We start from the raw sequence: 22,184 nt of genomic DNA, 5'->3' as shown, positions 1-22,184 counted from the left end.
CCTTTATTCTTGCCGTGCCCGCGCGCCGGGCTACCCTCGTTTGCGCGAGTATGATATGCCAACGCAGGAGTTTCCAGCCGAAAAAGCGCGATTTGGCAAGGCCAATCGTGCCTTAGTGTTTGTGGGCCACTACTCGCGCCAGACATCCGGGCTGATCATCACGATGATCGCCAAGAGTTCCAGCCGTCCCAGCACCATTGCCCCGCAAAGGATCAATCGCGCATCCCAGCCCATCGCAGTCAGGTCGATGGGCGCGGCAGAGGCTGCTCCGATCAGCGGGCCGGTGTTTGAAAGCGTGGCAATGGTCAGCACGATCGCCCGTTCAAAGTCCACACCGTAAAGGCCAAGGATCAGGGTCAGCGCGGCCAATGCCAGCGCAAAAAACATGAAGAAAACCCAAGCGATAAAGGCCCCTTCGCGCCGGATTCGCCGCCCCATCGGACCAGCCCGGCCAACAGAGCTGGGATGGACCAGCCGCTCGATTTCACGCTTGCCGTTCAGATACAGCGCGTAAACCCGCAACAGCTTGACCCCTCCGGCTGTGGTCGCCACCCCGCCGCCAATCAGCGCAAGTCCCACCAGAATGATTCCCGGCGTCGGCAGCCCCGACCAGTCTTGCGCGGTATCCCAGTCACCGCTGACGAATCCCGTGGTGGTGAGAAAAGACGCCGCCGTGAACAGCCCGCCCCAAAGCGCGCGCAGGCCCGCAACCCAGTTCTGTTCCTCGCCCACGTCAAAGGCCGCCACCCAGTGACGCATGAACAGCGCCAGCGGCACCGCGACGACGATGATCAGGCCCAGCCGGAATTCCGGGTCATAGACCAGCCCGCGTTCCTGGCGGGTGTCGGTGGAAAAGGTCAGTCGCGACAGCGCAAAGACCAGAAAACAGAACAGGATCATTTCACCCGCCAGCCCGCTGGGCGCGGCGCCCGGATCCGGCAGGGGGCTGATCCCCGAGGTCGACATGACCGACATCGCGTGGCTCAGCGCCACCAGCGGAGGATCACCTGCCACCAGCAACATCACCGCAAGCGCGATGGTCAGGCCCGTGTAGATCGGAAACAGCACCTCTGTGCTGCGCATCAGCCGTTGCGCAGGGCTGGTCGGTCCGGTGTTCAAGGCGCCCTGCCCGAAGGATTGCCCCGGTTCGCCGCTCGCTGTCACTTCGAACCCGCCAAGCGCCAGCGGCGCAAGGATGGCCGAGGCCGCGATCCACATCACCAGACCGCCCATCCAGCCAACCTGCGCCCGCCACAGATGCTCTGGGCCCGACAGGCGCGCGGCGTCAAACAGTGTCGCGCCTGTTGTGGTGAAACTGGACACCATCTCGAAATAGGCATTGCTGAACCCGGTGGTCCGAACGGCTTCGTGGAAAGGCACCGCAAAAACCAGCGGCATAAAGACCACGCCCGCCGCCAGCGCCACCAACTGTCGCAAGGCGCTTTCGTTATGTTGACGATTGCCAAGCGCCAGCGCCACCAGCGTCGTCAGGATCAGCCCCAGAATGGCACCGTAGAAAAAGCTGCGCGCGTCGTGAAACTCCTCGATTGCATAGGCAAAACCCGCAGGCAGCAGCATCGAGACAGAGCCAAGCCCCGTCAGCAAGAGGAACAGCGGCAGCCGCGCAATCGCCTTCATCGGCAGCCCCCCAAGGCCGGGGCGGCGATGCGGCAAGGCAGCACAGCGTCCATCACAGGCGGACCGCGCCTAGAAGAAATCGATCGAGACCTGCAACAGGCGCTCGACCTCGGGCACGTCGCCCGCAAGGGAAAAGATGACGATCTGGTCGCCTTCCTCGATCCGCAGGGCACCGGTGGGTTTCACCACCTTGTCGCCCTTGCGCACGGCTCCCACCAGCACCCCCTCGGGGAAATCGACCTCGCGGATCATGTTCCCGGCAATCGGTGAGGTCGACAGGACCTCGGCCTCGATCACCTCGGCTTCGGCGTCACCGATGGAATAGACTTGGCTGACACGGCCATGGCGGATGTGCCGCAGGATCGAACTGACCGTGGTCGAGCGCGGGTTGATATAGGCATCAATGCCCAACGGCTCCATCAAGGGCACCAACGTCGGGTCGTTGATCAGCGCGATCACCATGGGGCATCCTGCGGCCTTGGCCCGGACCGCGGCCAGCATGTTGACCTTGTCGTCGTCGGTCACACAAAGCGCGGCATCCGCGCGTGCCACCCCGGCCTCGACCATCAGGGCTGCGTCAAGACCGTCGCCATGCAGGACAATGGTGCGTTCCAGCTCTTCGGCGGCGCGTTCGGCGTTCTTGCGGTTGCGCTCGATCATCTTGGCGCGGACACGGGTCTTGCCGGTTTCCAGCGCGCGCGCAACCGATAGGCCGACATTGCCGCCGCCGACGATGACCACACGCTCTTGCTTGTGATGCGCCTTGCCAAAAATTTCCATGGTTCTCTGCACGTCGTCGGCATGCACCATGACGTAACAGCTGTCGCCTTCGAACAACTGGTCTCCGGATTCGGGGGCGAATAGCTGTCCTTCCCGGCGGACCCCCACCACGACGGACCGCAGGGTCGAGAACAGATCCGTCAGTTGTCGCAACGGCGTGTTCACGATGGGACAGTCTTCGTCGATGGTCAGCCCCATCAGCTGAACCCGGCCATCAAGAAATGACTCGGTGTCAAAGGCCGCGGGTGCCGCAAGGCGCTGAAGCGCCGCCTCGGCCACTTCCCGCTCGGGGCTGATGACCACGTCGATCGGCATGTGATCGCGCCGGTACAGATCGGAATAGATCGCGGTCAGATAGCTTTCGGCCCGCAGCCGGGCGATTTTGCGCGGCACGGCAAAGACCGAATGCGCCACCTGACAGGTGACCATGTTGACCTCGTCCGAATATGTCGCGGCAATGACCATATCGGCATCGCGCGCTCCCGCCTTTTCCAGCACATCAGGATAAGAGGCGAACCCCGCGATCCCCTGTACGTCCAGCGTATCGGTGGCCCGGCGCACAAGATCAGGGTTGTTGTCCACAACCGTTACGTCGTTGCGCTCCCCGGCGAGGTGACGGGCAATCTGCCAGCCAACCTGACCTGCCCCGCAAATGATGACCTTCATGCGCCCTGCGCTCCGATCCTGCACCGCGTCCCGGCTTCAGCCTCACTGCCTCGCATGCAGGCGCGCCGCCGTCAATGGCCCGCGGCCCCAAGCCGTTGCGCCCTGCGGCTTCCCGGGGCGGCCACCCTGGCCGGCGGCGCGCATGCGGGTTGGCGGGCGGGCGCATGTTGCGGCGCAGCCGCAACCAGTCCCGTCCCGACAGCCTGTCCGAAATCGACGGCCGACAGGACAGACACTACGGCCCGCCGCGCCGCGCCCGACGCGCGCGTTTCATGGCAAAAACCTCGGCTCGCGGCACCCAGCGGTATTTCGGATCAGTCGCCACCGGGCCAAACCACAACTGCCCCTGCCCCAGTCGCCACGGGTCAAGCACCAGCCCCTTATCCATCGCGGCCCCCTTGGCCGAGACGATCACCGTCGAATGTTCAATCCGCAGGTTGTCGGCATTGGCAATGGCACGATGCAGGGACAGGCTTTGCAACCCTTCCTTTTTCAACCGCGCCTCAAGGTCATCGGCCCAGTGTTTGCACAGACCCCGGGGTTTGCGGCCGGTGTTGACCTGGATGTTATGGATCAGCGGCGGATCCACCGCCCCCCATTCCCGCGCCCAGACCAGCGGATCGCGGACAGAAACACGCGCGACAAAGGCCGCCTCCTGCGGGTTCACGCCCGGGCCCAGGGCCAGTACCGCCCGTTCGACCGCCGCGATCTTGCCGGTCAGCGCGTCGGCGCCGGGCGTTTCGGCAAAGCCCGGACCAGTGGCCACCTCCGCCGAAGGCGCCGCACAGCCCGCCAGGGCCGCCGCGGCTCCAAGGCTCAACATGGCCCGTCGCGTCAGGGACATGCCCGCGCCCTCAGGAAGCTTCGGTAAAGGGTTCGTCCAGCCGCGCCACCCGCGCACCCGACTTGGCCGAGGTCACAACCCCAAGCGACTTGAGCTTGCGGTGCAGGGCCGAACGTTCCATCCCCACAAAAGACGCCGTCCGCGAGATATTGCCCCCGAACCGGTTGATTTGCGTCAGCAGGTATTCCCGCTCGAATGCCTCACGCGCCTCGCGCAGCGGCAGAGTCGCAAGCGTGCCCGACAGGACAACACGCCCGTCCGCGTCTTCGCCCGGAGCGGTTTCCTGAGGGAGTTCGCGTGCTTCGATCGGGCCGGTGCCATCGCCAAGGATCAGCACCCGTTCCACGAGGTTCTTCAACTGGCGCACGTTGCCGGGCCAGGTCATCGTCTGCATCAGCGCCACGGCCTCTTCGGTCAGTTCCCGGATCGGAAGCCCTTGCGACTGGTTGTATTGCCCGATGAAGTGGCCTGCCAGAACCGGAATATCCTCGCGTCGCTCAGCCAGCGACGGCACCGCGATCGGGACCACGTTCAGACGGTGGTATAGCTCCTCGCGGAACCGCCCGGCGGCGATTTCCTCTTGCAGGTCGCGGTTGGTCGAGGAAATCACCCGCAGATCCACCCGCACCTTGTCATTGCCACCCACGCGGGTGAATTGCTGATCGACCAGCACGCGCAGGATCTTGGACTGTGTGCCCGAAGGCATGTCTGCCACTTCGTCGAAATAGATCACACCGCCATGCGCCTGTTCCAGCAGCCCCGGCTCGACCCCGCGCTTGGCGGTTTCGCGGCCAAAAAGCATGGCCTCCATCATTTCGGGTTCCACCCCGGCGCAGTTGACCGTGACGAAAGGCGATTTGGCGCGGCCCGATTGCGCGTGGATATAACGCGCCGCGACCTCCTTGCCGCATCCCGCCGGACCTGTCAGCATCACGCGACCGTTCGATTTCGTCACTTTTTCCAGCTGGCTCAGCAAGGCGCGGAAGGCCGCGCTTTCGCCGATCATCTCGGCGGATTTCACCTCGCCCCGCTTCAGTTGCAGGTTTTCGCGCCGCAGCAGAGAGGTTTCCATCGCGCGCCGGATCACCACCAGAAGCTGGTCGATGTTGAACGGCTTTTCGATAAAGTCATAGGCCCCCTGCTTGATGGCGGCCACGGCGATTTCGATATTGCCGTGGCCGGAAATGATGACCACGGGAATGTCGGGGTTGTCGCGCTTGACGGTCTTGAGAATGTCGATCCCGTCCATCTTGCTGTCCTTCAGCCAGATGTCGAGGATCAGCAGCGCGGGCGGTTCGGCGTTGATTTCGGCCATCGCCTCTTGGCTGTTTCCGGCCAGACGGGTGGCAAAGCCCTCGTCCTCAAGGATGTCGCCGATCAATTCCCGGATATCGCGCTCGTCGTCGACGATCAGAATGTCGCTCATTTCCTCTGCCCTCTCATTCCTTGGTACTCAAACACTTTCCAATGCGGTCGGCGGAACAGCCTCGGCCGCGGGGTTCAGCGGCAGCCGGATAACTGCCATGGCGCCGCGATGGGCACCTTCGGAGAAGGCGGGCGCATCCTCCAGCGCCAGCGTTCCACCGTGTTCCTCGATGATCTTCTTGACGATCGGCAGGCCAAGGCCGGTGCCTTCGTCGCGGGTGGTCACATAGGGTTCGAACAGCCGCGCCCGGTCTTCGGGCAGGCCGATGCCATTGTCCATGATGCGGATTTCGGCGCGGCCATCTTCGGCCACCTCCGCCGAAACGCGCACCTCGGGGTGGTAATCCTCGGGCGTGCCCTTGTCGTGCAGGCTCTGGATCGCCTCGCCCGCGTTCTTGATGAGATTCAAGAAAGCCTGCCCGCCGATCATGCCCGCATCCAGATCCGCCCACATGGGCGTGTCGGGAATGTCGATGTGAAACCGGATGCCCGGCTGCCCCGTTTCCTGCAAAAGCGCAGCCTCGCGCAACAGCGCACCCACGTCCTCGGGTTTGCGATCCGGTTCCGGCATCCGGGCAAAGCGCGAAAATTCGTCGACAATCCGTTTCAGCGTTTCCGTCTGGCGCACGATCCGTCCGGTCAGGTCGGTGACCCGTTCGACGTCGCGCCCCTCCAGCTTGGTCGCGAAACTGCGCTGGATGCGTTCCGCCGACAGTTTGATCGGGGTCAGCGGGTTTTTGATTTCATGCGCGATGCGGCGGGCCACATCGCCCCATGCCGCCATCCGCTGGGCGCTGACAAGGTTGGTCACATCGTCAAAGGCCACAACATACCCCTCAAGCGAACGATCGTCGCGGCGGCGCGTGGAAAGGCGCACCAGCAGGTGTTCCAGACGGCCTTCGCGGCTGACCTTGACCTCTTCCTGCGCGGTTTCCAGCGTTTCGGTCCGCAACCGGTCAAACAGCGCGCCAAACTCTGGCACGGCCACACCCAAAGGCACGGCGCGATGCGTTTCATGCCATCCCAACAACCGCTCTGCCGAGCGGTTGACGAAGGTCACCTTTCCTTCGGCATCCAGACCGACCACGCCCGAAGTCACCGAAGACAGAACAGAGTCGAACAAGCGCTGGCGGCGTTCGATCTGGCGGGTGTTTTCCAACAGCGTTTCGCGCTGTGCCTTCAGCTGGCGGGTCATCTGGTTGAAATAGCGCCCGAGCATGGAAATCTCGTCGTCGCCCTCTTCTTCCTGAACCTGCACGTCCAGATCGCCTGAACCGACACGCTGCGCCGCCCCGGTCAGACGCCCCACCGGGCGGCTGAGCCGTTCGGCGAACCAAAGGCCCGCCCAGGTGGCCGCAAGGATCAGCAACAGCGCAAAGCCAAGATAGAGCAGCGCAAAGTCAAAAAGCCGCCGCCCCCGTTCGCTTTCCTGTTGTTGATAAAAGCGTGCGGTTTCCTGCGTTTCGTCCAGCAGGTTCAGGATCTGACCGTCAACTTCGCGACTGATATAGAGATACCGGTCGGCAAAGGCCTCCAGCGGCAGCAGCGCGCGGAATTCGTTGTTGTCCCAATCCGGGATCAGCGTGACGCCCTCGGCGTCGGCGCGCAGGAAATCGGTCTGACCGGGCTTTTCGAAATCAAACAGGTAGGAACGTTCGCCGCGGGCGCGGATCTCTCCGGCGCTGTCGATCACAAAGGCCTCGCGCAGCCCTCGCTGGATCTGCGCTTGCCCCTGGCTGAGCACCTGCCGCAGTTCGCCGTCGTCCATGACAAAGTTGCGGCGGCGGTTGGCATCAAGAAAACCCGCAAGCGCGCGCGCATCCTGAATCAGCCCGGCGCGGCTTTCGGCCTCATAGGCTTCGGCGGCGGACAGCGATGCGCCCACCACGTTCTGCACCCGGCTCGAGAACCATGTCTCCAGCCCGATGTTGATCGTCAGAACCGCGAAAACCGCCACCGTGACCGTCGGCAAAAGCGCCATCAGCGCAAAGGCCGCGGTCAGCCGCAGGTGCAGGCGGGATCCCGCCGATTGCGCCCGACGATCCGCCACCATGCGCGCCACACGCGCCAAGAGCAGCGCCGCCAGCAGCAGGACATAGACCAGATCCGCCAGCAGAACCAACCGCAGGCTAAGCGCCCCTGCCCCCTGATCCAGCGGCCCCAGCACCATGAAGGTGGCAAAGGCCAGCGCAGGCCCCAGCGCCACCAGCAACAATGCGATGATATTCTGAAAAAGCCTTGTCCGACGCAGGCGTGAGAATGTCTCCCACGTCGGGAACCTGAACATGGTGCGTGCCCGTGTGGCCACAGCCTAACCTCGCCAATGTGCCGGTTCTGGGAAACCAGAGCCCGGCGACCGCCATATTTTGTGGCCTTCTCACCACGCCGAGGCGGCGGGGCCACACATATGTGGCCCTTTTACATCAACTTGCGGCGGCGTGTCACGCGAATATCCAGATCGGTGATCTTCTTGCGCAGGGTATTGCGGTTGATGCCAAGAAGGTCGGCGCATTTGGCCTGATTGCCACCGGTCGCTTCCAGCGCGATCTCGATCAGCGGGGCTTCGACCTCGCGCAGGATGCGTCCGTACAGGCCCGGCGGCGGCAACATCGCCCCATGGAGATCGAAATAGCGCCGCAAATGGCGGCCGACGCTTTCGCCCAACTTGTCGCTGTCGCCACCGCGCAGAACCGGACCGGTTTCGGGCTGGTTGCCCAGTACCGCTTCGACCTCGGCGCGGGTGATCTCTTCGGCCCGGCTGGTCAGCGACAGGCGGCGCACCGCGTTTTCCAACTGGCGAACGTTGCCCGGCCACGAATAAACGCGGAACAGTTCCGCGGCCCCTTCGGACAGCCAACGTTTCGGCGCTCCTTCCCGCTCGGCCCGGTTGAGGAAATGTTCGGCAAGCAGCGGAATATCCTCGACCCGTTCGCGCAGGGATGGCACCGCGATGGCCGCCCCGTCGAGACGATAGAACAGGTCCTGCCGCACTTTTCCGCCCTCGATCAGCGACTGCGGATCATGCTGCGACGAGGCAAGAAAGCGTGGCACGTGATCGCCCGGCACATCCATCATGCGCACGATCCGTGCCTGCAACTCATCAGGAATGTCGGCGATTTCGTCGATCAGCAGCGTGCCGCCCTTGACCCGCGCCAGAACCCGCGCGGGGCCGTCCAGATCAGAGAGGTCCGCACCGGTCACCGTGATGAACGGCAGCGTCCGCCGGTCCGAAAAATCGTGCAACGCACGGGCAATCAGCGATTTTCCGGTGCCACTCTCGCCGGTGATGAGGACCGGCAGATCGGTGTTCATCACGCGGGCCACCAGCCTGTACAGCCCCTGCATCGCAGGCGTCTTGCCCACCAGCGGCAGTTCGTCCGGCTCATCTGCGCCAACCACCGGTTCTTCGCGTTTGGGCGTCCGGTTGCGGTTTTCCAGCGCCCGCGCGGTCCGCTTCATCAGGTCCGGCAGGTCAAAGGGCTTGGGCAGGTAATCATAGGCTTCGGCCTCGGCGGCCTGAATCGCGGTCATGATCGTGTTCTGCGCCGAAATCACGATCACCGGCAGCCCGGGACGGTCCTCGGAAATCTTGGGCAGCATCTCAAGCCCGTTGCCATCGGGCATGACCACATCGGAAATCACCACGTCGCCCTTGCCTTCGCTGACCCAGCGCATCAGCGTCGTAAGGCTGGAGGTGGCATGCACCTTGCAGCCCGCCCGCGTCAAAGCCTGCGTCAGAACCGTGCGGATCGTGCGGTCGTCATCGGCGACCAGTACTGTGCCATCCATTTAGCTGCTCTCCTTTGGTGCCGCGGGCGCCCGCGGCAGCGAAATGCGAAAAACCGTCTTGCCCGGGACGCTGTCGACAGAAATCCACCCGTCATGGTCCGAGATGATCTTGCTGACCAGCGCCAGTCCAAGCCCGGTGCCGTTCTCCTTGCCAGACACAAAGGGATCAAAGATGTCGCCCTTGATGTCCGGCGGCAGGCCCGGGCCGTCGTCGATGATCTCGACCTGCAAAGGCAGGGTCTGGCCGCTGCCATCGGCGCGGCGCAGGCGAAAGCTGTGCTCGTAGAAGGTATGCAGGCGGATCGTGCCGCCCTCCTTGCCATCGGCCGCCTCGGAGGCGTTCTTGATCAGGTTCAGCACCACCTGCAACAACTGGTCGGGGTCTCCCAGCGCCATCGGAAGCGAGGGGTCGTAATCCTCGACGATCTTCATGTGCGCGCCAAAGCCCAGCAGCGAAGACCGCCGCGCCCGGTCCAGCACATCGTGAATATTGACCTCGCGCACCTCGGGGGCCGACAGGTTGCCGAATTGCTCGACCTGTTCCAGCAGTTTTACGATGCGCCGGGTCTCGGCCACGATAAGATCCGTGAATTCAAGGTCTTCCGGACCAAGGCTCATGCTGAGAAGCTGCGCCGCACCGGTGATGCCCGCCAGCGGGTTCTTGATCTCATGGGCCAGCATCTCGGCCATGCCGATGGCCGATTTCGCCGCCGATTTGACCGAATGGCTTTGCGTCATGCGTCCCGCCAGTTCGCGCGGCGAAATCAACATGACCATCCAGCCCGGCTTGCCCGACAGCGGCGCGATTTGCAGGTTGCAGACCAGCGGCGGGCGCGATCCGGTGCCCACGTCAACATCATTGACGAACAACGGCGTACCCTGCGCCCGGGCGCGGGCAAAACTTTCCTCTAGCGGTGCGTCCACCGCCAGACGATCCCAGATCGGTTGCTCTACCAGCCATTTGGCCGAGTTGTTCATGAACCCCTCGGCCGCCGGGTTGAGGTCTCCGATGCGGTCATGTTCGTCGATCAGGATTGCCGGAACCGGCAGCGACGACCAGATATTGAGATCCCCGTCCCCCATCACGCTGCCTCCGCCGGGGTCAACAGCGCCTCGGGCAACAGGTTCAGAACGGCGCCGGTATCGCGCTCGGTCAACAGGCGTTTGCGCAAGGCTGCCGGGGTCCCGGCCTCGTCCATGTACCATCCCAGATGTTTGCGGGCGACGCGGTTGCCGAGAGTCTTGCCATAGAACGCCAGCATGGCGTCGTAATGGCCCGAGACCATGTCGACCAGATCGGTGCCTTGCGGCACGACCGGCGCCGGTGCGCCATAAAGGGCATGCGCCACCTGAGCCAGCCGCCAGGGCGCGCCCTGCGCGCCGCGCCCAATCATCACACCATCTGCGCCAGAGCGCGCCAGCGCCTGTCGCGCGGTGGCGGGGCTGACGACATCTCCATTCGCGATTACAGGTACTTGCACCGCGTTCTTCACCTCCGATATGGCCGCCCAATCGGCCGACCCCTTGTAAAACTGACAGCGCGTGCGACCGTGAATGACGATCATTCGCACACCCGCCGCCTCGGCCCGCCGGGCGATTTCCGCGGCGTTCAGACAGTCGTTGTCCCACCCCAGACGGGTCTTCAGCGTCACCGGCAGATCCACCGCGGCGACGACCGCCTCGATCAGGCGCAGCGCGTGGTCGGGCACTTGCATCAGCGCCGACCCGGACCATCCTCCGGTCACTTTCTTGGCCGGACACCCCATATTGATGTCGATCACCCGCGCGCCCATGTCCGCGACCATGCGCGCGGCTTCGGCCATCGGCCCGGCCTCGCGTCCCGCAATCTGGACCGAGGTGTTTTCGATCTGCGCGCCCAATTCCGCCTTTTCCCGTGTTCCGGGGCGTTCGGTCAGGAACTCGCCGCTGGCAATCATCTCGGACACCACCAGCCCGGCACCGAACCGCGAAACCAGCGTTCGGAACGGCAGATCGGTGATTCCCGCCAGTGGCGCCAGCAAGACCGGTTCCGTGATCTGCCGATCTCCTAGATCAAAACCCAAATGCCCAGTCCTTGTGCGATGGCGTTCAACTCTTTTGTTCAAGTCAGATTTATGAGGAACCAGTGTTTTCTTCAATCTGAGAGGCCCATTTCTAGGGCGACGCAGATCGTCGCGCCTAATTTTTAGGCACTTTCCCCGCGTGATTGCGCCGCCTCGCCGCTGCGCCTATGACAAACCGGCAAAAGACGGAAAAGCCATGCAGACTGGGATCATCATCGTGGCCGCCGGACGCGGCACGCGGGCGGGCGGCGGTCAGCCGAAACAATGGCGCGAGATTGCCGGAAAACCGGTGGCGCGCTGGACGTTGGAGGCTTTTGCCGGATTCGGCCCGTTGGTCATGGTGATTCACCCAGATGATCGCGACATTGCCACCACCGTGACCAAGGGGCTGGAGGTTCAACTGGTGGCAGGCGGCGCGGAACGCTCTGCCTCTGTTCGCGCCGGGCTGGAAGCTTTGGAGCCGCGCGCCCCGCAAAAGGTGCTGATCCACGATGTCGCCCGCCCCTGCATCGCCCCCCGGGTGATCAGATCGGTGATCGACGCACTGGACCATCATCCCGGCGCGGCCCCTGCGCTGGCCGTGACGGACGCGCTTTGGACCGGCGACGATGACCTGGTCAGCGGCACCCGCGACCGCGCAGGCCTGTACCGCGCGCAAACCCCGCAAGGGTTTGACTACGCAGGCATCCTTGCGGCGCATCGCGCTCATCCTGGCGGTGCGGCGGATGATGTGGCGGTGGCTCGGGCGGCGGGCATGGATGTGGCCATCGTCCCCGGCGACGAAGCCAATCTGAAGATTACCGGCCCGGAGGATTTCCTCAGGGCCGCCAAACAGTTGCGAGGACAAATGGACATTCGACTGGGCAACGGATTTGACGTGCATGCCTTTGAGCAAGGCGATCACGTGATCCTCTGCGGCGTAAAGATCCCGCATACACATAAACTCAAAGGCCATTCCGACGCCGACGTTGGCATGCACGCGGTCACTGACGCATTATACGGCGCAATGGCAGAGGGCGACATTGGCCGCCACTTCCCGCCTTCAGATCCGCAATGGAAAGGCGCCGCGAGCGAGATCTTTCTGCGCCATGCGGTCGATCTGGCCCGGTCGCGCGGCTTTGACATTGGCAATATCGACCTCACCCTGATCTGCGAACGGCCCAAAGTTGGTCCGCACGCGGCCGAAATGACCGCCAGAATGGCCGAGATCATGACGCTGGACCCGTCCCGCGTATCGATCAAGGCCACAACTTCAGAAAGGCTGGGCTTTACCGGCCGCGAAGAAGGGATCGCCGCGCTGGCCACCGCGACTCTGGTGGCGGCATGAGGTGGTTCGCGGCACTGGGCGGCGCAGGTTTTCTGCGACCGGCCCCCGGCACCTGGGGATCGCTGGCGGCGCTGCCGCTGGCCTATGGTGTCCACCTTGTTGGTGGTTTTTGGTTGCTTCTGGCGCTGACGCTTGTCGCCTTTGCCCTTGGTTGGTGGGCCGTAGACCGGCTGACCGCGCAGGGCCATGGCGAAGATCCCTCCTGGGTTGTCATCGACGAGCTTGTGGGCCAATGGATCGCAATCTTTCCCGTCAGTTACGGTGCGATGCTCATGTCCGTCGAACTTTGGCGGCTATGGCCCGGATGGCTGGCGGGGTTCCTCTTGTTCCGCCTCTTCGACATCTGGAAACCCTGGCTGGTGGGCCGGGCCGACCGCATGGGCACGCCTTTGGGGGTCATGCTGGATGATGTGGTCGCCGGGGTCTTTGCCGCCGTCGTTTCCATCCTGCTGGCCGGTCTTTCTCATGGAGTATTGATGTGAGCCTTGCCGAGCAAATCCTGGAGGCGGCCATGAACAGGCGGCTGCACATCACCTGTGCCGAAAGCTGTACAGGCGGCAAGGTTGCCGCGGCGCTTACCGATGTGGCCGGATCGTCCAATATTTTCGAACGCGGCTTTGTCACCTATTCCAACACCGCCAAGACCGAAATGTTGGGCGTGTCCCCCGCGACGCTGGACGCGCATGGTGCGGTGTCCGAGGAAGTTGTGCGCGAGATGGCGCAGGGCGCGCTGTCGGGAGCGGGCGCCGATATTGCCGTCGCCATCAGCGGCATCGCCGGCCCCGGCGGGTCAGAGTTCAAACCCGAAGGCCGCGTGTGTTACGGCCTTGCCACCCCGCGAGGGGTGACAAGCGAGACCATCGAACACGGTGCGCTTGGCCGTGCAGCGGTTCGCGCTGCCGCAACCGAACATGCGCTGTCGATGATCCTTGCGGCGTTGAAATAACGGGCTGCCGCAGTGACTGACAGGCCGTCCTTGACCCAAATGTGACTAATTTTTAGGCAAATCATCAAGCGGCGCACAGCCCGTTCGGTCAGCGATACTTGAAACCCCACGCATATTGGCGGTTTCCGAACCGCCCAAAACCCGCGCAACGCCAAATTTTTAAGCACATATTTTGTGCAGTTTGCAAAAGGCCGGGTTTTTACGCGCCTCAAAACATGCCTGCTGTTTTTATCCGCAGTCGAATCCGTCTTTGTGCCCGCCAATCAACGGAGGGACATGGGATATGAACGGAGCGGACACCGCCTGGATCATCGTAGCCACAGCACTTGTGCTGTTCATGACGCTGCCGGGGCTGGCGCTGTTTTACGGCGGCCTTGTGCGGGCACGGAACGTGCTCAGCGTCTTTATGCATTGTTATGCCATCGCCTGCCTGATGAGCGTGCTCTGGTTCGCCTTGGGCTATTCCATCGCCTTTGGTGAGGGCAACGCCCTGTGGGGCGGTCTGGGCAAGGCGTTTCTGAACGGCATCGACGCCGACACGCTGGCGGGCACCCTGCCCGAAGTGCTGTTCTTTGCCTTCCAGATGACCTTTGCCATCATCACCCCGGCGCTGATCGTGGGCGCCTACGTAGAACGCGTGGGCTTTGGCTTTGTGCTGGTGTTTTCGGGCCTGTGGATGTTGCTGTGTTACGCGCCGGTGACGCATTGGGTCTGGGGCGGCGGCCTGCTGGCCGGAGATACCCCGCTGTTCGGTGAGGCGGTCAAGGATTTTGCCGGTGGCATCGTGGTGCATGAAACCGCTGGCCTTGCGGCGCTGCTGATCGCGGTTTTCCTTGGTCCGCGCCGCACCACCACCCATCCCCCGCATAACCCCGGCTACGTGATGATCGGCGCGGCGATGCTTTGGGTCGGCTGGTTCGGCTTCAACGGCGGCTCGCAACTGGCGGCGGACGGTGGCGCGGCCATGGCGCTGACCGTGACACACCTGAGCGCGGCAGCGGCCTCGCTGACCTGGGCGCTGTGGGAAAAGGTGAAGTTCGGCAAAGCCTCGATGGTGGGCATGGTGACGGGCACGATCGCGGGCCTCGCCTCGATCACCCCGGCCTCTGGCTTTGTCGGTCCGGTGCAGGCGCTGATCATCGGCGCGGTGGCTGGCATCCTTTGTCAGGAAGCCGTCAACCTGATCCGCAACAAGCTAAAGATCGACGACACACTGGACGTCTTTGCCGTCCACGGAGTTGGCGGGATCTTTGGCACCATCATGATCGCGGTCTTTGGCCTTGGGTCTTGGGCGGCGCAACTGGGATCGCTGGTGGTTGTCGGTGTTTTCACCACAGTCGTGACCGTGGTTCTGATCTTCGTGGTCAAGGCGGTGTTCCCGCTGCGGGTCGACGAAGAGACCGAGGTCAACGGGCTGGACATCAGCGTGCATGGCGAACGGGCCTACGATCACGCAAGCTGATCCGCCACAAACAGACAAGCCGCAACGGACGGGCCCTTCGGGGCCCGTTTTTCTTTGCGTCCGTCACGAACCGCTGCGGGTAGCCGCCCGCGCGGCAGCATACCCCGGAGCAGCACGGGTGGTCTGTGGATCTGATGACAAGGGGGCCAGACCGCCGGGCAGACTGTCATGAGATGCGGTCTGGGCCTGCGGCGGATGTTCGGGGTCATCGCCCTGCGCCGGGTCGCCATGCCGGTGTCGGTCGCCCTGCCCTTGTCCTTGCCTCTGTCCTCGCCGGTCCTCCGGCTGACGCTCCAGCCCGTTGATCGCAGCGGCGGCAAGGCGCCCTGTCTGGCTGGTCGAAACCACCGGCGGCGGTGCCGGAACCGGCAACTGCGCCGAGGGTGGCAACACCGCGCCGGTGGCCATGGGCGCGCCAGCCCCGTTGGGCGCGACCGCCGTGGGGGCGGATTGCGCGGCGTGCTGCGCCTGTCCCGGCGGAACTTTCTGCGCGGCGTTCTTGGCCGCCTGCGGCATGGACAAAAGCTGCACCAAGGGCAGTTTGATCGCGGCGATGTTGAAAACGGCAGGCATGGCGCGGATCCGGTCATCAAGGCTTTGGCCAAGGATGCGCCGGAAATCTGACGAAACAGGGGCACATACCCCGGGATCACGCGGCGTGGTTAACCGCGTATTTGCAGATCCAGGGAAGGCGCCGCCTGTCCTCTTGCCCCTGACCTAGCCGTAAAGTTCCGCCGCGCGCCGCTCAAATGCACGCACGATCCGCTGCATCGCATCGTAAAAGAACATGCCCGCCGCCCCTTGCAGGATGCGGTTGCGAAATTCGAAATCCACGAAGAAGGACACTTCGCATCCGCCTTCGACATCCTTGAAGCCCCACTTTGACACCATGTGGTGAAACGGCCCGTCGAGGTATTCGGTGTCGATCCGCCGATCCTCGGGCCAGAGCGTCACGCGCGATCCGAATTTCTCGCGGAAGACCTTGAACGAGATCACCAGGTCCGCAAGCATCACCTCGTGGTCTCCGTGATCCTCGCGCGACCGGATGCGCGCCGCCGCTGTCCACGGCAGGAATTTCGGGTATGAGGCCACATCCCCAACCAGATCGTACATCTGTTGGGCGGTGTAGGGCAGATTGCGGGTTTCAGAGTGGGTCGGCATGTCGCTCTTTTTGGGGACTGAACAATGCGGCGGGATTTCGTATTGTCAGGCGGAAATTTCAAGGGAAAGCCATGACAAAGCGTCCTTATGTCGTAGACCAAATGATCTCGGCCAAGGCTATAGCCGCCCGGATCGAGGCGCTGGCGCGCGAGATCGACCGTGAATTCGCGGACACCGACAAACTGGTGGTTGTCGGCCTGCTGCGCGGCAGTTTCGTCTTTATCGCCGATCTCGTGCGAGAATTGAACCTGCCGGTCGAGGTCGATTTCCTCGAAGCCTCCTCCTACGGTGACGGCATGGAAAGCAGCCGCGAAGTGCGCATCCTCAAGGATCTGCGCTCTGGCATCGAAGGCCGCGACGTTCTGGTGGTCGAGGACATCATCGACACCGGCTTCACCATGAGCCACGTCGTCCACCTGTTGCAGGCGCGTGGGCCGCGCAAGCTTAGGGTGATCGCCCTTCTGGACAAACCCTCGCGCCGCGAGGTCGAGGTCAAGGCCGACTGGACCGGCTTCGAGATCCCCGATGAATTTGTCGTCGGATACGGCATCGACTTTGCCCAGAGAAACCGCAACCTGCCCTATATCGGCAAGGTGCGGTTTACGGACTGACCGCGCCGCCTCAGCGCTTCAGCGTGTCGGCAAAGGCGCGGGCAGCTGCACGCTGTCCCGCGTCAAACCCTTCTGCGATCTCTTCGCATTCGGCGGTGGCATCGCCGTCGGACAAGGTATACCCCCAGTCCAGCGACAACAGGCAGTATCCGTACCCTTTGACCGGATCGTGCCAGAAGCCTTCATAATCCTTCCAAGCCACGAAAAGCCCCAGCTCGTAGGCGGCCTTGGGGACGCCCCGTTCGACCCCCATCATGTAGAGCAGATAGGATTTCAGCAGGTCTTGCGCGATCCCGTCATTGCCTTCGTAAAGCCATGCGAGGTCGGGGATGGATTTCCTGTCGCCCGCGGCCACCGCCCGTTCAAGATACAGGCGTGAAAGATCTACGTCCGGCGCGACACCGTTGCCGTGGTAATAGGCGTAGCCAACCTCGCGCAGGCCGTTAAAGGTGCCGGCATCCGCGCCCTTGCGGTACATGGCCAGCGCCTGCGCCTTGTCCTCTGCCACGCCACGGCCGTGGTAATACATGTCGCCCAAGAGGTTCCACGCCTCTGGATAATCCAGCGCGATGGCCTTTTCCGCCTCGGCCCGCATCTGGTCAAAGTCGACGCCGAAACCATCATGGTCATTCTGCCAGAACAGGGCCATGTTGAAATGCGCGCGGGCATATCCCTGTTCGGCGGCGCGCCGATACCATTCCAGCCCCTTGGCCGGATCATAGGCCAAGCCCTTGCCGCCATCCTTTTCCGTCAGGCTGGCACCAAGGATATTCTGTGCCACCGGGTTCCCCGCCTCGGCGGCCTCGCGCACGATCTGCCAGATACCGTCATAGCGACCGTCCAGCCATGCGTCCCTCGCCTCGGCCAAAGCGGCGGAAATCGGCACATCCAGCGTACCCTGCGCGGGGGCCACCACGGGCCAAAGCGCGATCGCTGCGGCAAGAATGCGGGACATGAAAATTCCTCCGTGAAAAAAATGTGTTACCTCCGAAGGATAGACAGGCGCCCATATCCCGGTCAAACGCCAAGATCCGCCGCGGATTTGTGCAGCCGACCGCTTGGCACGGCTGAGGAAATCGGGATACGAGAATGTGATTGTCACATCCGCCTGCGATATTATGCTGCAGGTATTCAACACAGGGAGATACCCATGAAAACCTCGTTTGCTGCATTGGCCGCACTGGCCGTTATTGCCGCCCCCGCCTTCGCTCAGGACCTTCCCCAGCCGGTCAAGGCGCGTCAGGGCCAATTCAACATCATGGCGCTGAACCTCGGCATTCTTGGCGGCATGGCCCGCGGTTCGGTGGATTACGACGCCGACGCCGCACAGGCCGCAGCCGATTCGCTGGTGGCCGTGTCCAAGCTGTCGCAGGCCGCAATGTGGGCCGATGGCACCGACGCAATGTCGCTGGACGGCACCCGCGCCCAACCGGCGATCTGGGAAAACATGGATGATTTCTCGGCCAAATGGGCCGCCTTCGGCGAAGCGGCCACCGCGATGGCGTCGGCCGCCGGCACCGGCAAGGACGCGATCGGCCCGAACATGGGTGCCCTCGGCGCATCCTGCAAAGGCTGCCACGATACCTATCGCGCGCCCGAGTAATTCCCGGTGCGGACGTTCCTGAAACTCGTGGTCCTGGCGGCGATTGTCGGCGCCGGGGTCGGCTTGTGGGTCACTGCGCCGGATCGCGTCGACGCGGACAAGTTCAGCGGGCTGACCGGCGATGCCACACGGGGAGAGACGGTCTTTACCGCGGCTGGCTGCGCCTCGTGCCACCACACAAAAGGGGCCGAGGACAAGCTGGTTCTGACCGGCGGGATGGAATTTGTATCTGACTTCGGCACGTTCTACGCGCCGAACATCTCGCCCGACCAGGATCACGGCATTGGCGGGTGGAGCCTTGAGGATTTCGCCAACGCGGTGACGCGCGGCGTAAACCCCAAGGGCCAGCATTACTACCCGGCCTTCCCCTATGGCTCCTACGTCAAGATGGAAGACCAGGACCTCGTCGATCTCTGGGCCTATATGCAGACGTTGCCTGCCAGCGATGTGGCCAGCAAACCGCACGACGTTGGATTTCCGTTCAACATCCGCCGTTCGGTGGGCGGCTGGAAATTCCTCTTCATGTCGGACAACTACGTGATGGAGGCCAATGGAAACGAACGCGGCCGCTATCTGGTGGAAACGCTGGCGCATTGTGCCGAATGCCATACTCCGCGCAATGCGCTGGGGGCATTGGACAAGGGTCGCTGGATGGGCGGGGCACCGAACCCCTCAGGCAGCGGGACAATCCCGCCGCTGACGCCTGACAAACTGGACTGGTCTGCCGAAGACGTGGCCTACTACCTCGAATCCGGGTTCACCCCCAGCTTCGACGCCGTTGGCGGGCATATGGCCGAAGTTGTCGAAAACTTTGCCCATCTGTCGGCTGAGGATCGGCAGGCAGTCGCCGCCTACGTCAAGGCCTTGCCCCCTTTGGGCAACTGACAGCAGGTCGCAAAAGCACCCTGAAAACACAAAAGGCCGGGTTTCAAACCCCGGCCTTTTTCATGTGTTACCAGCCGCACCATGCCACCGTTCGGATTTTGTATTGGTGCGCGCCGACGCCTCCAGACCGCAACGATCTTCACATTGCTCCGCCCCCCAGAGACAGAGCCGCGACCCTTAGCGCGCCAGCTTTGCCTCACGCGCCGCGCGCAAACGGGCGAAATCATCGCCCGCATGGTAAGACGACCGGGTCAGCGGTGTGGCCGAAACCATCAGGAAACCTTTGCCATAAGCTGACTTTTCGTAGGCCGCGAATTCCTCCGGGGTCACGAAACGGTCGACACGGTGGTGTTTCGGGGTCGGTTGCAAGTACTGGCCGATGGTCAGGAAATCGACATCCGCCGCGCGCATGTCATCCATGACCTGCGTGACCGACTGACGGTCTTCGCCCAGTCCCACCATGATCCCCGACTTGGTAAAGATCGAGGGGTCGATCTCCTTGACCCGCTGCAAAAGCCGCAGAGAGTGGAAATACCGCGCACCGGGTCGCACCTCCGGGTACAGGCCCGGCACGGTTTCAAGGTTGTGGTTAAAGACGTCCGGCTTGGCGGCAACCACGATCTCCAGCGCCTCGGGACCACATTTCAGAAAGTCCGGGGTCAGGATCTCGATCGTGGTGCCCGGCGCGCGATGGCGCACGGCACGGATGGTCTGGGCAAAATGTTCGGCCCCGCCATCGTCAAGATCGTCCCGGTCGACAGAAGTGATCACAACATGGTTCAGGCCCAGCTTCTGCACGGCATCCGCCACGCGGCCCGGTTCGAACACGTCCAGCGTATCCGGGCGCCCGGTGGCCACGTTGCAGAAGGTACAGCCACGGGTACAGATCTCGCCCATGATCATCATCGTGGCGTGACCCTGGTTCCAGCATTCGCCGGCATTGGGGCAGCCCGCCTCTTCGCAGACGGTCACAAGGTTGTGCTCGCGCATGATGCGGCGGGTTTCGGCATAGCCCTGTCCGCCCGGTGCCTTAACCCGGATCCACTCCGGTTTCTTGGGCTGAACGTTGTCGGGGCGGTGCGCCTTTTCCGGATGGCGCTCGGCAGGCATTTTGAGATCGCGCACGGAAATTTCCCCTCATATTGCGGCGGCTTGATCCTTATTACCGGAATGCAGGGGGTGTTTCCAGTGTACCCGGTCGCTCACCCGGCGGCCAATCCCCGATGTTAGCGAGTGCCCCCTGCACCTTTCCCGGCTGTGTCAAAGACTTAGGCCCCGGAGCGGCTCTTCGCCACTCCGGGGCCATGCAATCAGGGCCGGACAGGGTTGCACTCCCGTCAGGGCCGGGATCAGCGGATAAGGTCGCCGCCGCCCTTGCTGCGTTCCTCATAGTGGCGGCGCAGCCGTTGCAGGGCGATCCGCAGAACGATCTTGCCCGACCGCGCAGACCAGCCAAGCCGCTTTTCCGTGGTCTCCAACCCTTCGAGGTAGCAGCAGCAGCGCAGCGCAACGTCCCCCAGCCCGGGGCCAAGATCGCGCAGCGCAGCCTGAAGACGGCCCTGCGCGGCACTGGACCCAACCTCTCCGCCCCCAGAGGGGCCGGTCGAAACACCCGCGGTCAGGAACTGGTCCCAGTTCTGCGCCGTGCGCGGGCCCATTTGAGCCAATTCGAAATCCTCCCGCAACCGTTCCCCGGCAGCGATCAGCTCCTCGGACAGGAAGGGCGTGCCGTCCTTGTCCCGACGCCGCCCAAGAGCGGTCAGCGGACTTTCCGCCAACATGTAGCGCCCCTTGCGGGCACGCGGGTCGCGTTCGACCTCGTCCAGCGCGGCCTCGGCATCCCGTCCGGTTTCGAACCCGGCCTGCGCCTCGGCGAAACCCCTTACGCGGCTTTCCTGTTCGGCCACCAGCCGGTTCAGGGCCGCACGCCCTGCCGAGGTAATCCGATAACGTGAGATCCGCCCGGGCGCGTCGCAACCGATCCAATCCTTCAGCGCCATGGCCTGGGCCACGGCCACATCCACAACCGCGGTTCGCGTATTGCCACCGTCACCGGTGTCCCGCACGACCACGGCCTTGTCCATTTCGGCCGCAACGGCCAGGACTGCGCCACTTTCGCACAAACGGCGCAGCACGCGCCGGGCCTCGCGGGCGAGTGTGACCTCGTCCGGGGGCGTGGGTATCATGGCAGCGTTCATCGGGTCCTTGTCCTTTCTGGTCTCAAGTGCCGGAGTTTCCGCCCCGGCTGCCCCCAGGTTGCACAAAGCCGCATCGACAAGAGGATCGTCCCTGCGGGTCTCGATCTTGCGCACCTGACGCAAGACGGTCGACGCGTGGCACCCAGCTTGCCGCGCGAGTTCCCTGATCGAGCACCCCTGTTCGGTATGCGCAAGGTAGACGCGCGCCGCATCGGGCACCCAGTTCGGCAGTTCTTCTGCCGGGGTGTCGAGACGCGCGTCACGCATTCGCGCTTTCCTTTCCAGGGGTATTTTCCACAGACTTATCCCCATTAGCTATAATCGCAACCTAGACGTGTGTTCCTTACTGGACAGTTAACAGAACACCGCAAAAATGATTATTTATAAGAAAGTTAAACCAGCCCTTTACCATGCGTACGGACCGATCGTTGCTCGCGCAACACCCGGTTTGGCTGTGCATAGTTCCCTCACATTCGCAAAAAACGAGGAGCGATGCGATGAAGGACATTCTTGGTTTGCTGAACGATCTGCGTCGTCCCCGGCTTTTGATCCGGGCGGCCCGGATCGGCGCACAGGACTATCGCCGCAACCCCCATCTCAACCGGTTGCTGGGCTATGGTGCGCTGCCCCGACCCGGGGCCGCGCTGATGCAACTGGTCGAGATCGAGGCAGAGTTGAATGACAAGCGTCACACCGACGATGCAGCCTATTCCGTAAGCCGCCACGTCGAGGTTCTGACCGCCATGATGGGCGAGGCCCGCATCCTGCGCGAGGCGGCCTACTAAG

At 63.3% G+C, this 22,184-nt stretch carries 21 protein-coding genes; 8 read left to right on the top strand and 13 right to left on the bottom strand.

What is annotated here, in order from left to right; genetic code table 11:
* Positions 1 to 129: 129 nt before the first annotated feature.
* The 8 genes from KJP30_RS01260 to dusB form a co-directional block, all read right to left on the bottom strand.
* The gene (locus tag KJP30_RS01260) at positions 130 to 1,638 is read right to left on the bottom strand and encodes a TrkH family potassium uptake protein (RefSeq protein WP_218447152.1); all 1,509 of its coding nucleotides are present in this window, start codon (positions 1,636 to 1,638) and stop codon (positions 130 to 132) included.
* 69 nt (positions 1,639 to 1,707) lie between these two features.
* Complete coding sequence (trkA, locus tag KJP30_RS01255; protein WP_218447151.1) at positions 1,708 to 3,084, bottom strand: Trk system potassium transporter TrkA; 1,377 nt, start codon at positions 3,082 to 3,084, stop codon at positions 1,708 to 1,710.
* Between the two features lie 235 nt (positions 3,085 to 3,319).
* Positions 3,320 to 3,928, bottom strand: coding sequence for a hypothetical protein (locus tag KJP30_RS01250; protein WP_218447150.1), 609 nt, complete (start codon positions 3,926 to 3,928; stop codon positions 3,320 to 3,322).
* Between the two features lie 10 nt (positions 3,929 to 3,938).
* On the bottom strand, positions 3,939 to 5,354 hold the full coding sequence (gene ntrX / locus KJP30_RS01245) for a nitrogen assimilation response regulator NtrX (RefSeq protein WP_218447148.1): 1,416 nt from the start codon (positions 5,352 to 5,354) through the stop codon (positions 3,939 to 3,941).
* A 27-nt stretch (positions 5,355 to 5,381) separates the two neighbouring features.
* On the bottom strand, positions 5,382 to 7,640 hold the full coding sequence (locus KJP30_RS01240) for a sensor histidine kinase NtrY-like (RefSeq protein ID WP_218447147.1): 2,259 nt from the start codon (positions 7,638 to 7,640) through the stop codon (positions 5,382 to 5,384).
* A 131-nt stretch (positions 7,641 to 7,771) separates the two neighbouring features.
* Entirely contained in the window at positions 7,772 to 9,142 is a 1,371-nt protein-coding gene (locus KJP30_RS01235) for a response regulator (RefSeq protein WP_218447145.1), read from the bottom strand.
* Entirely contained in the window at positions 9,143 to 10,225 is a 1,083-nt protein-coding gene (locus tag KJP30_RS01230) for a two-component system sensor histidine kinase NtrB (RefSeq protein WP_218447144.1), read from the bottom strand.
* Positions 10,225 to 11,205: a tRNA dihydrouridine synthase DusB gene (gene dusB, locus KJP30_RS01225; RefSeq protein WP_218447143.1), complete on the bottom strand. Its 981-nt coding sequence runs from the start codon at positions 11,203 to 11,205 to the stop codon at positions 10,225 to 10,227. The genes KJP30_RS01230 and dusB overlap by 1 nt, the downstream gene beginning before the upstream one ends.
* A gap of 196 nt (positions 11,206 to 11,401) precedes the next feature.
* On the opposite strand from dusB, the gene KJP30_RS01220 reads away from it, so the two are divergent.
* The 4 genes from KJP30_RS01220 to KJP30_RS01205 all read left to right on the top strand — a co-directional run bounded on the left by KJP30_RS01220 (position 11,402) and on the right by KJP30_RS01205 (position 14,940).
* Entirely contained in the window at positions 11,402 to 12,532 is a 1,131-nt protein-coding gene (locus tag KJP30_RS01220) for a bifunctional 2-C-methyl-D-erythritol 4-phosphate cytidylyltransferase/2-C-methyl-D-erythritol 2,4-cyclodiphosphate synthase (RefSeq protein WP_218447142.1), read from the top strand.
* Complete coding sequence (locus tag KJP30_RS01215; protein WP_218447141.1) at positions 12,529 to 13,014, top strand: phosphatidylglycerophosphatase A family protein; 486 nt, start codon at positions 12,529 to 12,531, stop codon at positions 13,012 to 13,014. The genes KJP30_RS01220 and KJP30_RS01215 overlap by 4 nt, the downstream gene beginning before the upstream one ends.
* On the top strand, positions 13,011 to 13,478 hold the full coding sequence (locus tag KJP30_RS01210; RefSeq protein ID WP_218447140.1) for a CinA family protein: 468 nt from the start codon (positions 13,011 to 13,013) through the stop codon (positions 13,476 to 13,478). The genes KJP30_RS01215 and KJP30_RS01210 overlap by 4 nt, the downstream gene beginning before the upstream one ends.
* 283 nt (positions 13,479 to 13,761) lie before the next feature.
* On the top strand, positions 13,762 to 14,940 hold the full coding sequence (locus KJP30_RS01205) for an ammonium transporter (RefSeq protein WP_218447139.1): 1,179 nt from the start codon (positions 13,762 to 13,764) through the stop codon (positions 14,938 to 14,940).
* A 63-nt stretch (positions 14,941 to 15,003) separates the two neighbouring features.
* On the opposite strand, the gene KJP30_RS01200 is transcribed toward KJP30_RS01205, so the two are convergent.
* Complete coding sequence (locus tag KJP30_RS01200; RefSeq protein ID WP_218447138.1) at positions 15,004 to 15,513, bottom strand: hypothetical protein; 510 nt, start codon at positions 15,511 to 15,513, stop codon at positions 15,004 to 15,006.
* 144 nt (positions 15,514 to 15,657) lie between these two features.
* On the bottom strand, positions 15,658 to 16,101 hold the full coding sequence (locus KJP30_RS01195; RefSeq protein ID WP_218447137.1) for a type II toxin-antitoxin system RatA family toxin: 444 nt from the start codon (positions 16,099 to 16,101) through the stop codon (positions 15,658 to 15,660).
* 71 nt (positions 16,102 to 16,172) lie between these two features.
* Between KJP30_RS01195 and hpt the strand changes: the two genes are divergently transcribed.
* Entirely contained in the window at positions 16,173 to 16,712 is a 540-nt protein-coding gene (hpt, locus tag KJP30_RS01190) for a hypoxanthine phosphoribosyltransferase (protein WP_218447136.1), read from the top strand.
* Between the two features lie 10 nt (positions 16,713 to 16,722).
* Here hpt and KJP30_RS01185 read toward each other — a convergent pair whose 3' ends face one another.
* Positions 16,723 to 17,667, bottom strand: a complete 945-nt coding sequence (locus tag KJP30_RS01185) for a tetratricopeptide repeat protein (protein ID WP_218447135.1) — start codon at positions 17,665 to 17,667, stop codon at positions 16,723 to 16,725.
* A gap of 195 nt (positions 17,668 to 17,862) precedes the next feature.
* Here KJP30_RS01185 and KJP30_RS01180 point away from each other — a divergent pair, with 195 nt between their 5' ends.
* Both KJP30_RS01180 and KJP30_RS01175 read left to right on the top strand, forming a co-directional pair.
* Positions 17,863 to 18,315 (top strand): c-type cytochrome, encoded by a 453-nt coding sequence (locus KJP30_RS01180; RefSeq protein ID WP_218447134.1) that lies wholly within the window; start codon positions 17,863 to 17,865, stop codon positions 18,313 to 18,315.
* A 6-nt stretch (positions 18,316 to 18,321) separates the two neighbouring features.
* Positions 18,322 to 19,200: a c-type cytochrome gene (locus KJP30_RS01175; protein WP_218447133.1), complete on the top strand. Its 879-nt coding sequence runs from the start codon at positions 18,322 to 18,324 to the stop codon at positions 19,198 to 19,200.
* Positions 19,201 to 19,377: 177 nt separating this feature from the next.
* Here the strand turns inward: KJP30_RS01175 and lipA are convergent, their stop codons facing one another.
* A complete protein-coding gene (gene lipA / locus KJP30_RS01170) occupies positions 19,378 to 20,325 on the bottom strand; it encodes a lipoyl synthase (RefSeq protein ID WP_218447132.1) in 948 nt (315 codons plus the stop codon).
* Positions 20,326 to 20,549: 224 nt separating this feature from the next.
* A complete protein-coding gene (locus KJP30_RS01165; RefSeq protein WP_218447131.1) occupies positions 20,550 to 21,665 on the bottom strand; it encodes a DUF6456 domain-containing protein in 1,116 nt (371 codons plus the stop codon).
* A 230-nt stretch (positions 21,666 to 21,895) separates the two neighbouring features.
* Here KJP30_RS01165 and KJP30_RS01160 point away from each other — a divergent pair, with 230 nt between their 5' ends.
* Complete coding sequence (locus KJP30_RS01160) at positions 21,896 to 22,183, top strand: DUF6477 family protein (RefSeq protein ID WP_218447130.1); 288 nt, start codon at positions 21,896 to 21,898, stop codon at positions 22,181 to 22,183.
* The last annotated feature ends 1 nt before the right edge of the window (position 22,184 follow it).

The sequence above is a fragment of the Antarctobacter sediminis genome (assembly GCF_019218285.1).
Classification (GTDB): domain Bacteria; phylum Pseudomonadota; class Alphaproteobacteria; order Rhodobacterales; family Rhodobacteraceae; genus Antarctobacter; species Antarctobacter sediminis.
The sequence above is the reverse complement of the archived record's forward strand: the minus strand, read 5'-3'. Positions and strand labels throughout refer to the sequence as shown.

Coding starts and splice junctions, on each gene's coding strand:
- KJP30_RS01260 (WP_218447152.1), bottom strand. CDS start 1,638: ATGAAGGCGATTGCGCGGCTGCCGCTGTTCCTCTTGCTGACGGGGCTT.
- trkA (WP_218447151.1), bottom strand. CDS start 3,084: ATGAAGGTCATCATTTGCGGGGCAGGTCAGGTTGGCTGGCAGATTGCC.
- KJP30_RS01250 (WP_218447150.1), bottom strand. CDS start 3,928: ATGTCCCTGACGCGACGGGCCATGTTGAGCCTTGGAGCCGCGGCGGCC.
- ntrX (WP_218447148.1), bottom strand. CDS start 5,354: ATGAGCGACATTCTGATCGTCGACGACGAGCGCGATATCCGGGAATTG.
- KJP30_RS01240 (WP_218447147.1), bottom strand. CDS start 7,640: ATGTTCAGGTTCCCGACGTGGGAGACATTCTCACGCCTGCGTCGGACA.
- KJP30_RS01235 (WP_218447145.1), bottom strand. CDS start 9,142: ATGGATGGCACAGTACTGGTCGCCGATGACGACCGCACGATCCGCACG.
- KJP30_RS01230 (WP_218447144.1), bottom strand. CDS start 10,225: ATGGGGGACGGGGATCTCAATATCTGGTCGTCGCTGCCGGTTCCGGCA.
- KJP30_RS01220 (WP_218447142.1), top strand. CDS start 11,402: ATGCAGACTGGGATCATCATCGTGGCCGCCGGACGCGGCACGCGGGCG.
- KJP30_RS01215 (WP_218447141.1), top strand. CDS start 12,529: ATGAGGTGGTTCGCGGCACTGGGCGGCGCAGGTTTTCTGCGACCGGCC.
- KJP30_RS01205 (WP_218447139.1), top strand. CDS start 13,762: ATGAACGGAGCGGACACCGCCTGGATCATCGTAGCCACAGCACTTGTG.
- KJP30_RS01200 (WP_218447138.1), bottom strand. CDS start 15,513: ATGCCTGCCGTTTTCAACATCGCCGCGATCAAACTGCCCTTGGTGCAG.
- KJP30_RS01195 (WP_218447137.1), bottom strand. CDS start 16,101: ATGCCGACCCACTCTGAAACCCGCAATCTGCCCTACACCGCCCAACAG.
- hpt (WP_218447136.1), top strand. CDS start 16,173: ATGACAAAGCGTCCTTATGTCGTAGACCAAATGATCTCGGCCAAGGCT.
- KJP30_RS01185 (WP_218447135.1), bottom strand. CDS start 17,667: ATGTCCCGCATTCTTGCCGCAGCGATCGCGCTTTGGCCCGTGGTGGCC.
- KJP30_RS01180 (WP_218447134.1), top strand. CDS start 17,863: ATGAAAACCTCGTTTGCTGCATTGGCCGCACTGGCCGTTATTGCCGCC.
- KJP30_RS01165 (WP_218447131.1), bottom strand. CDS start 21,665: ATGCGTGACGCGCGTCTCGACACCCCGGCAGAAGAACTGCCGAACTGG.
- KJP30_RS01160 (WP_218447130.1), top strand. CDS start 21,896: ATGAAGGACATTCTTGGTTTGCTGAACGATCTGCGTCGTCCCCGGCTT.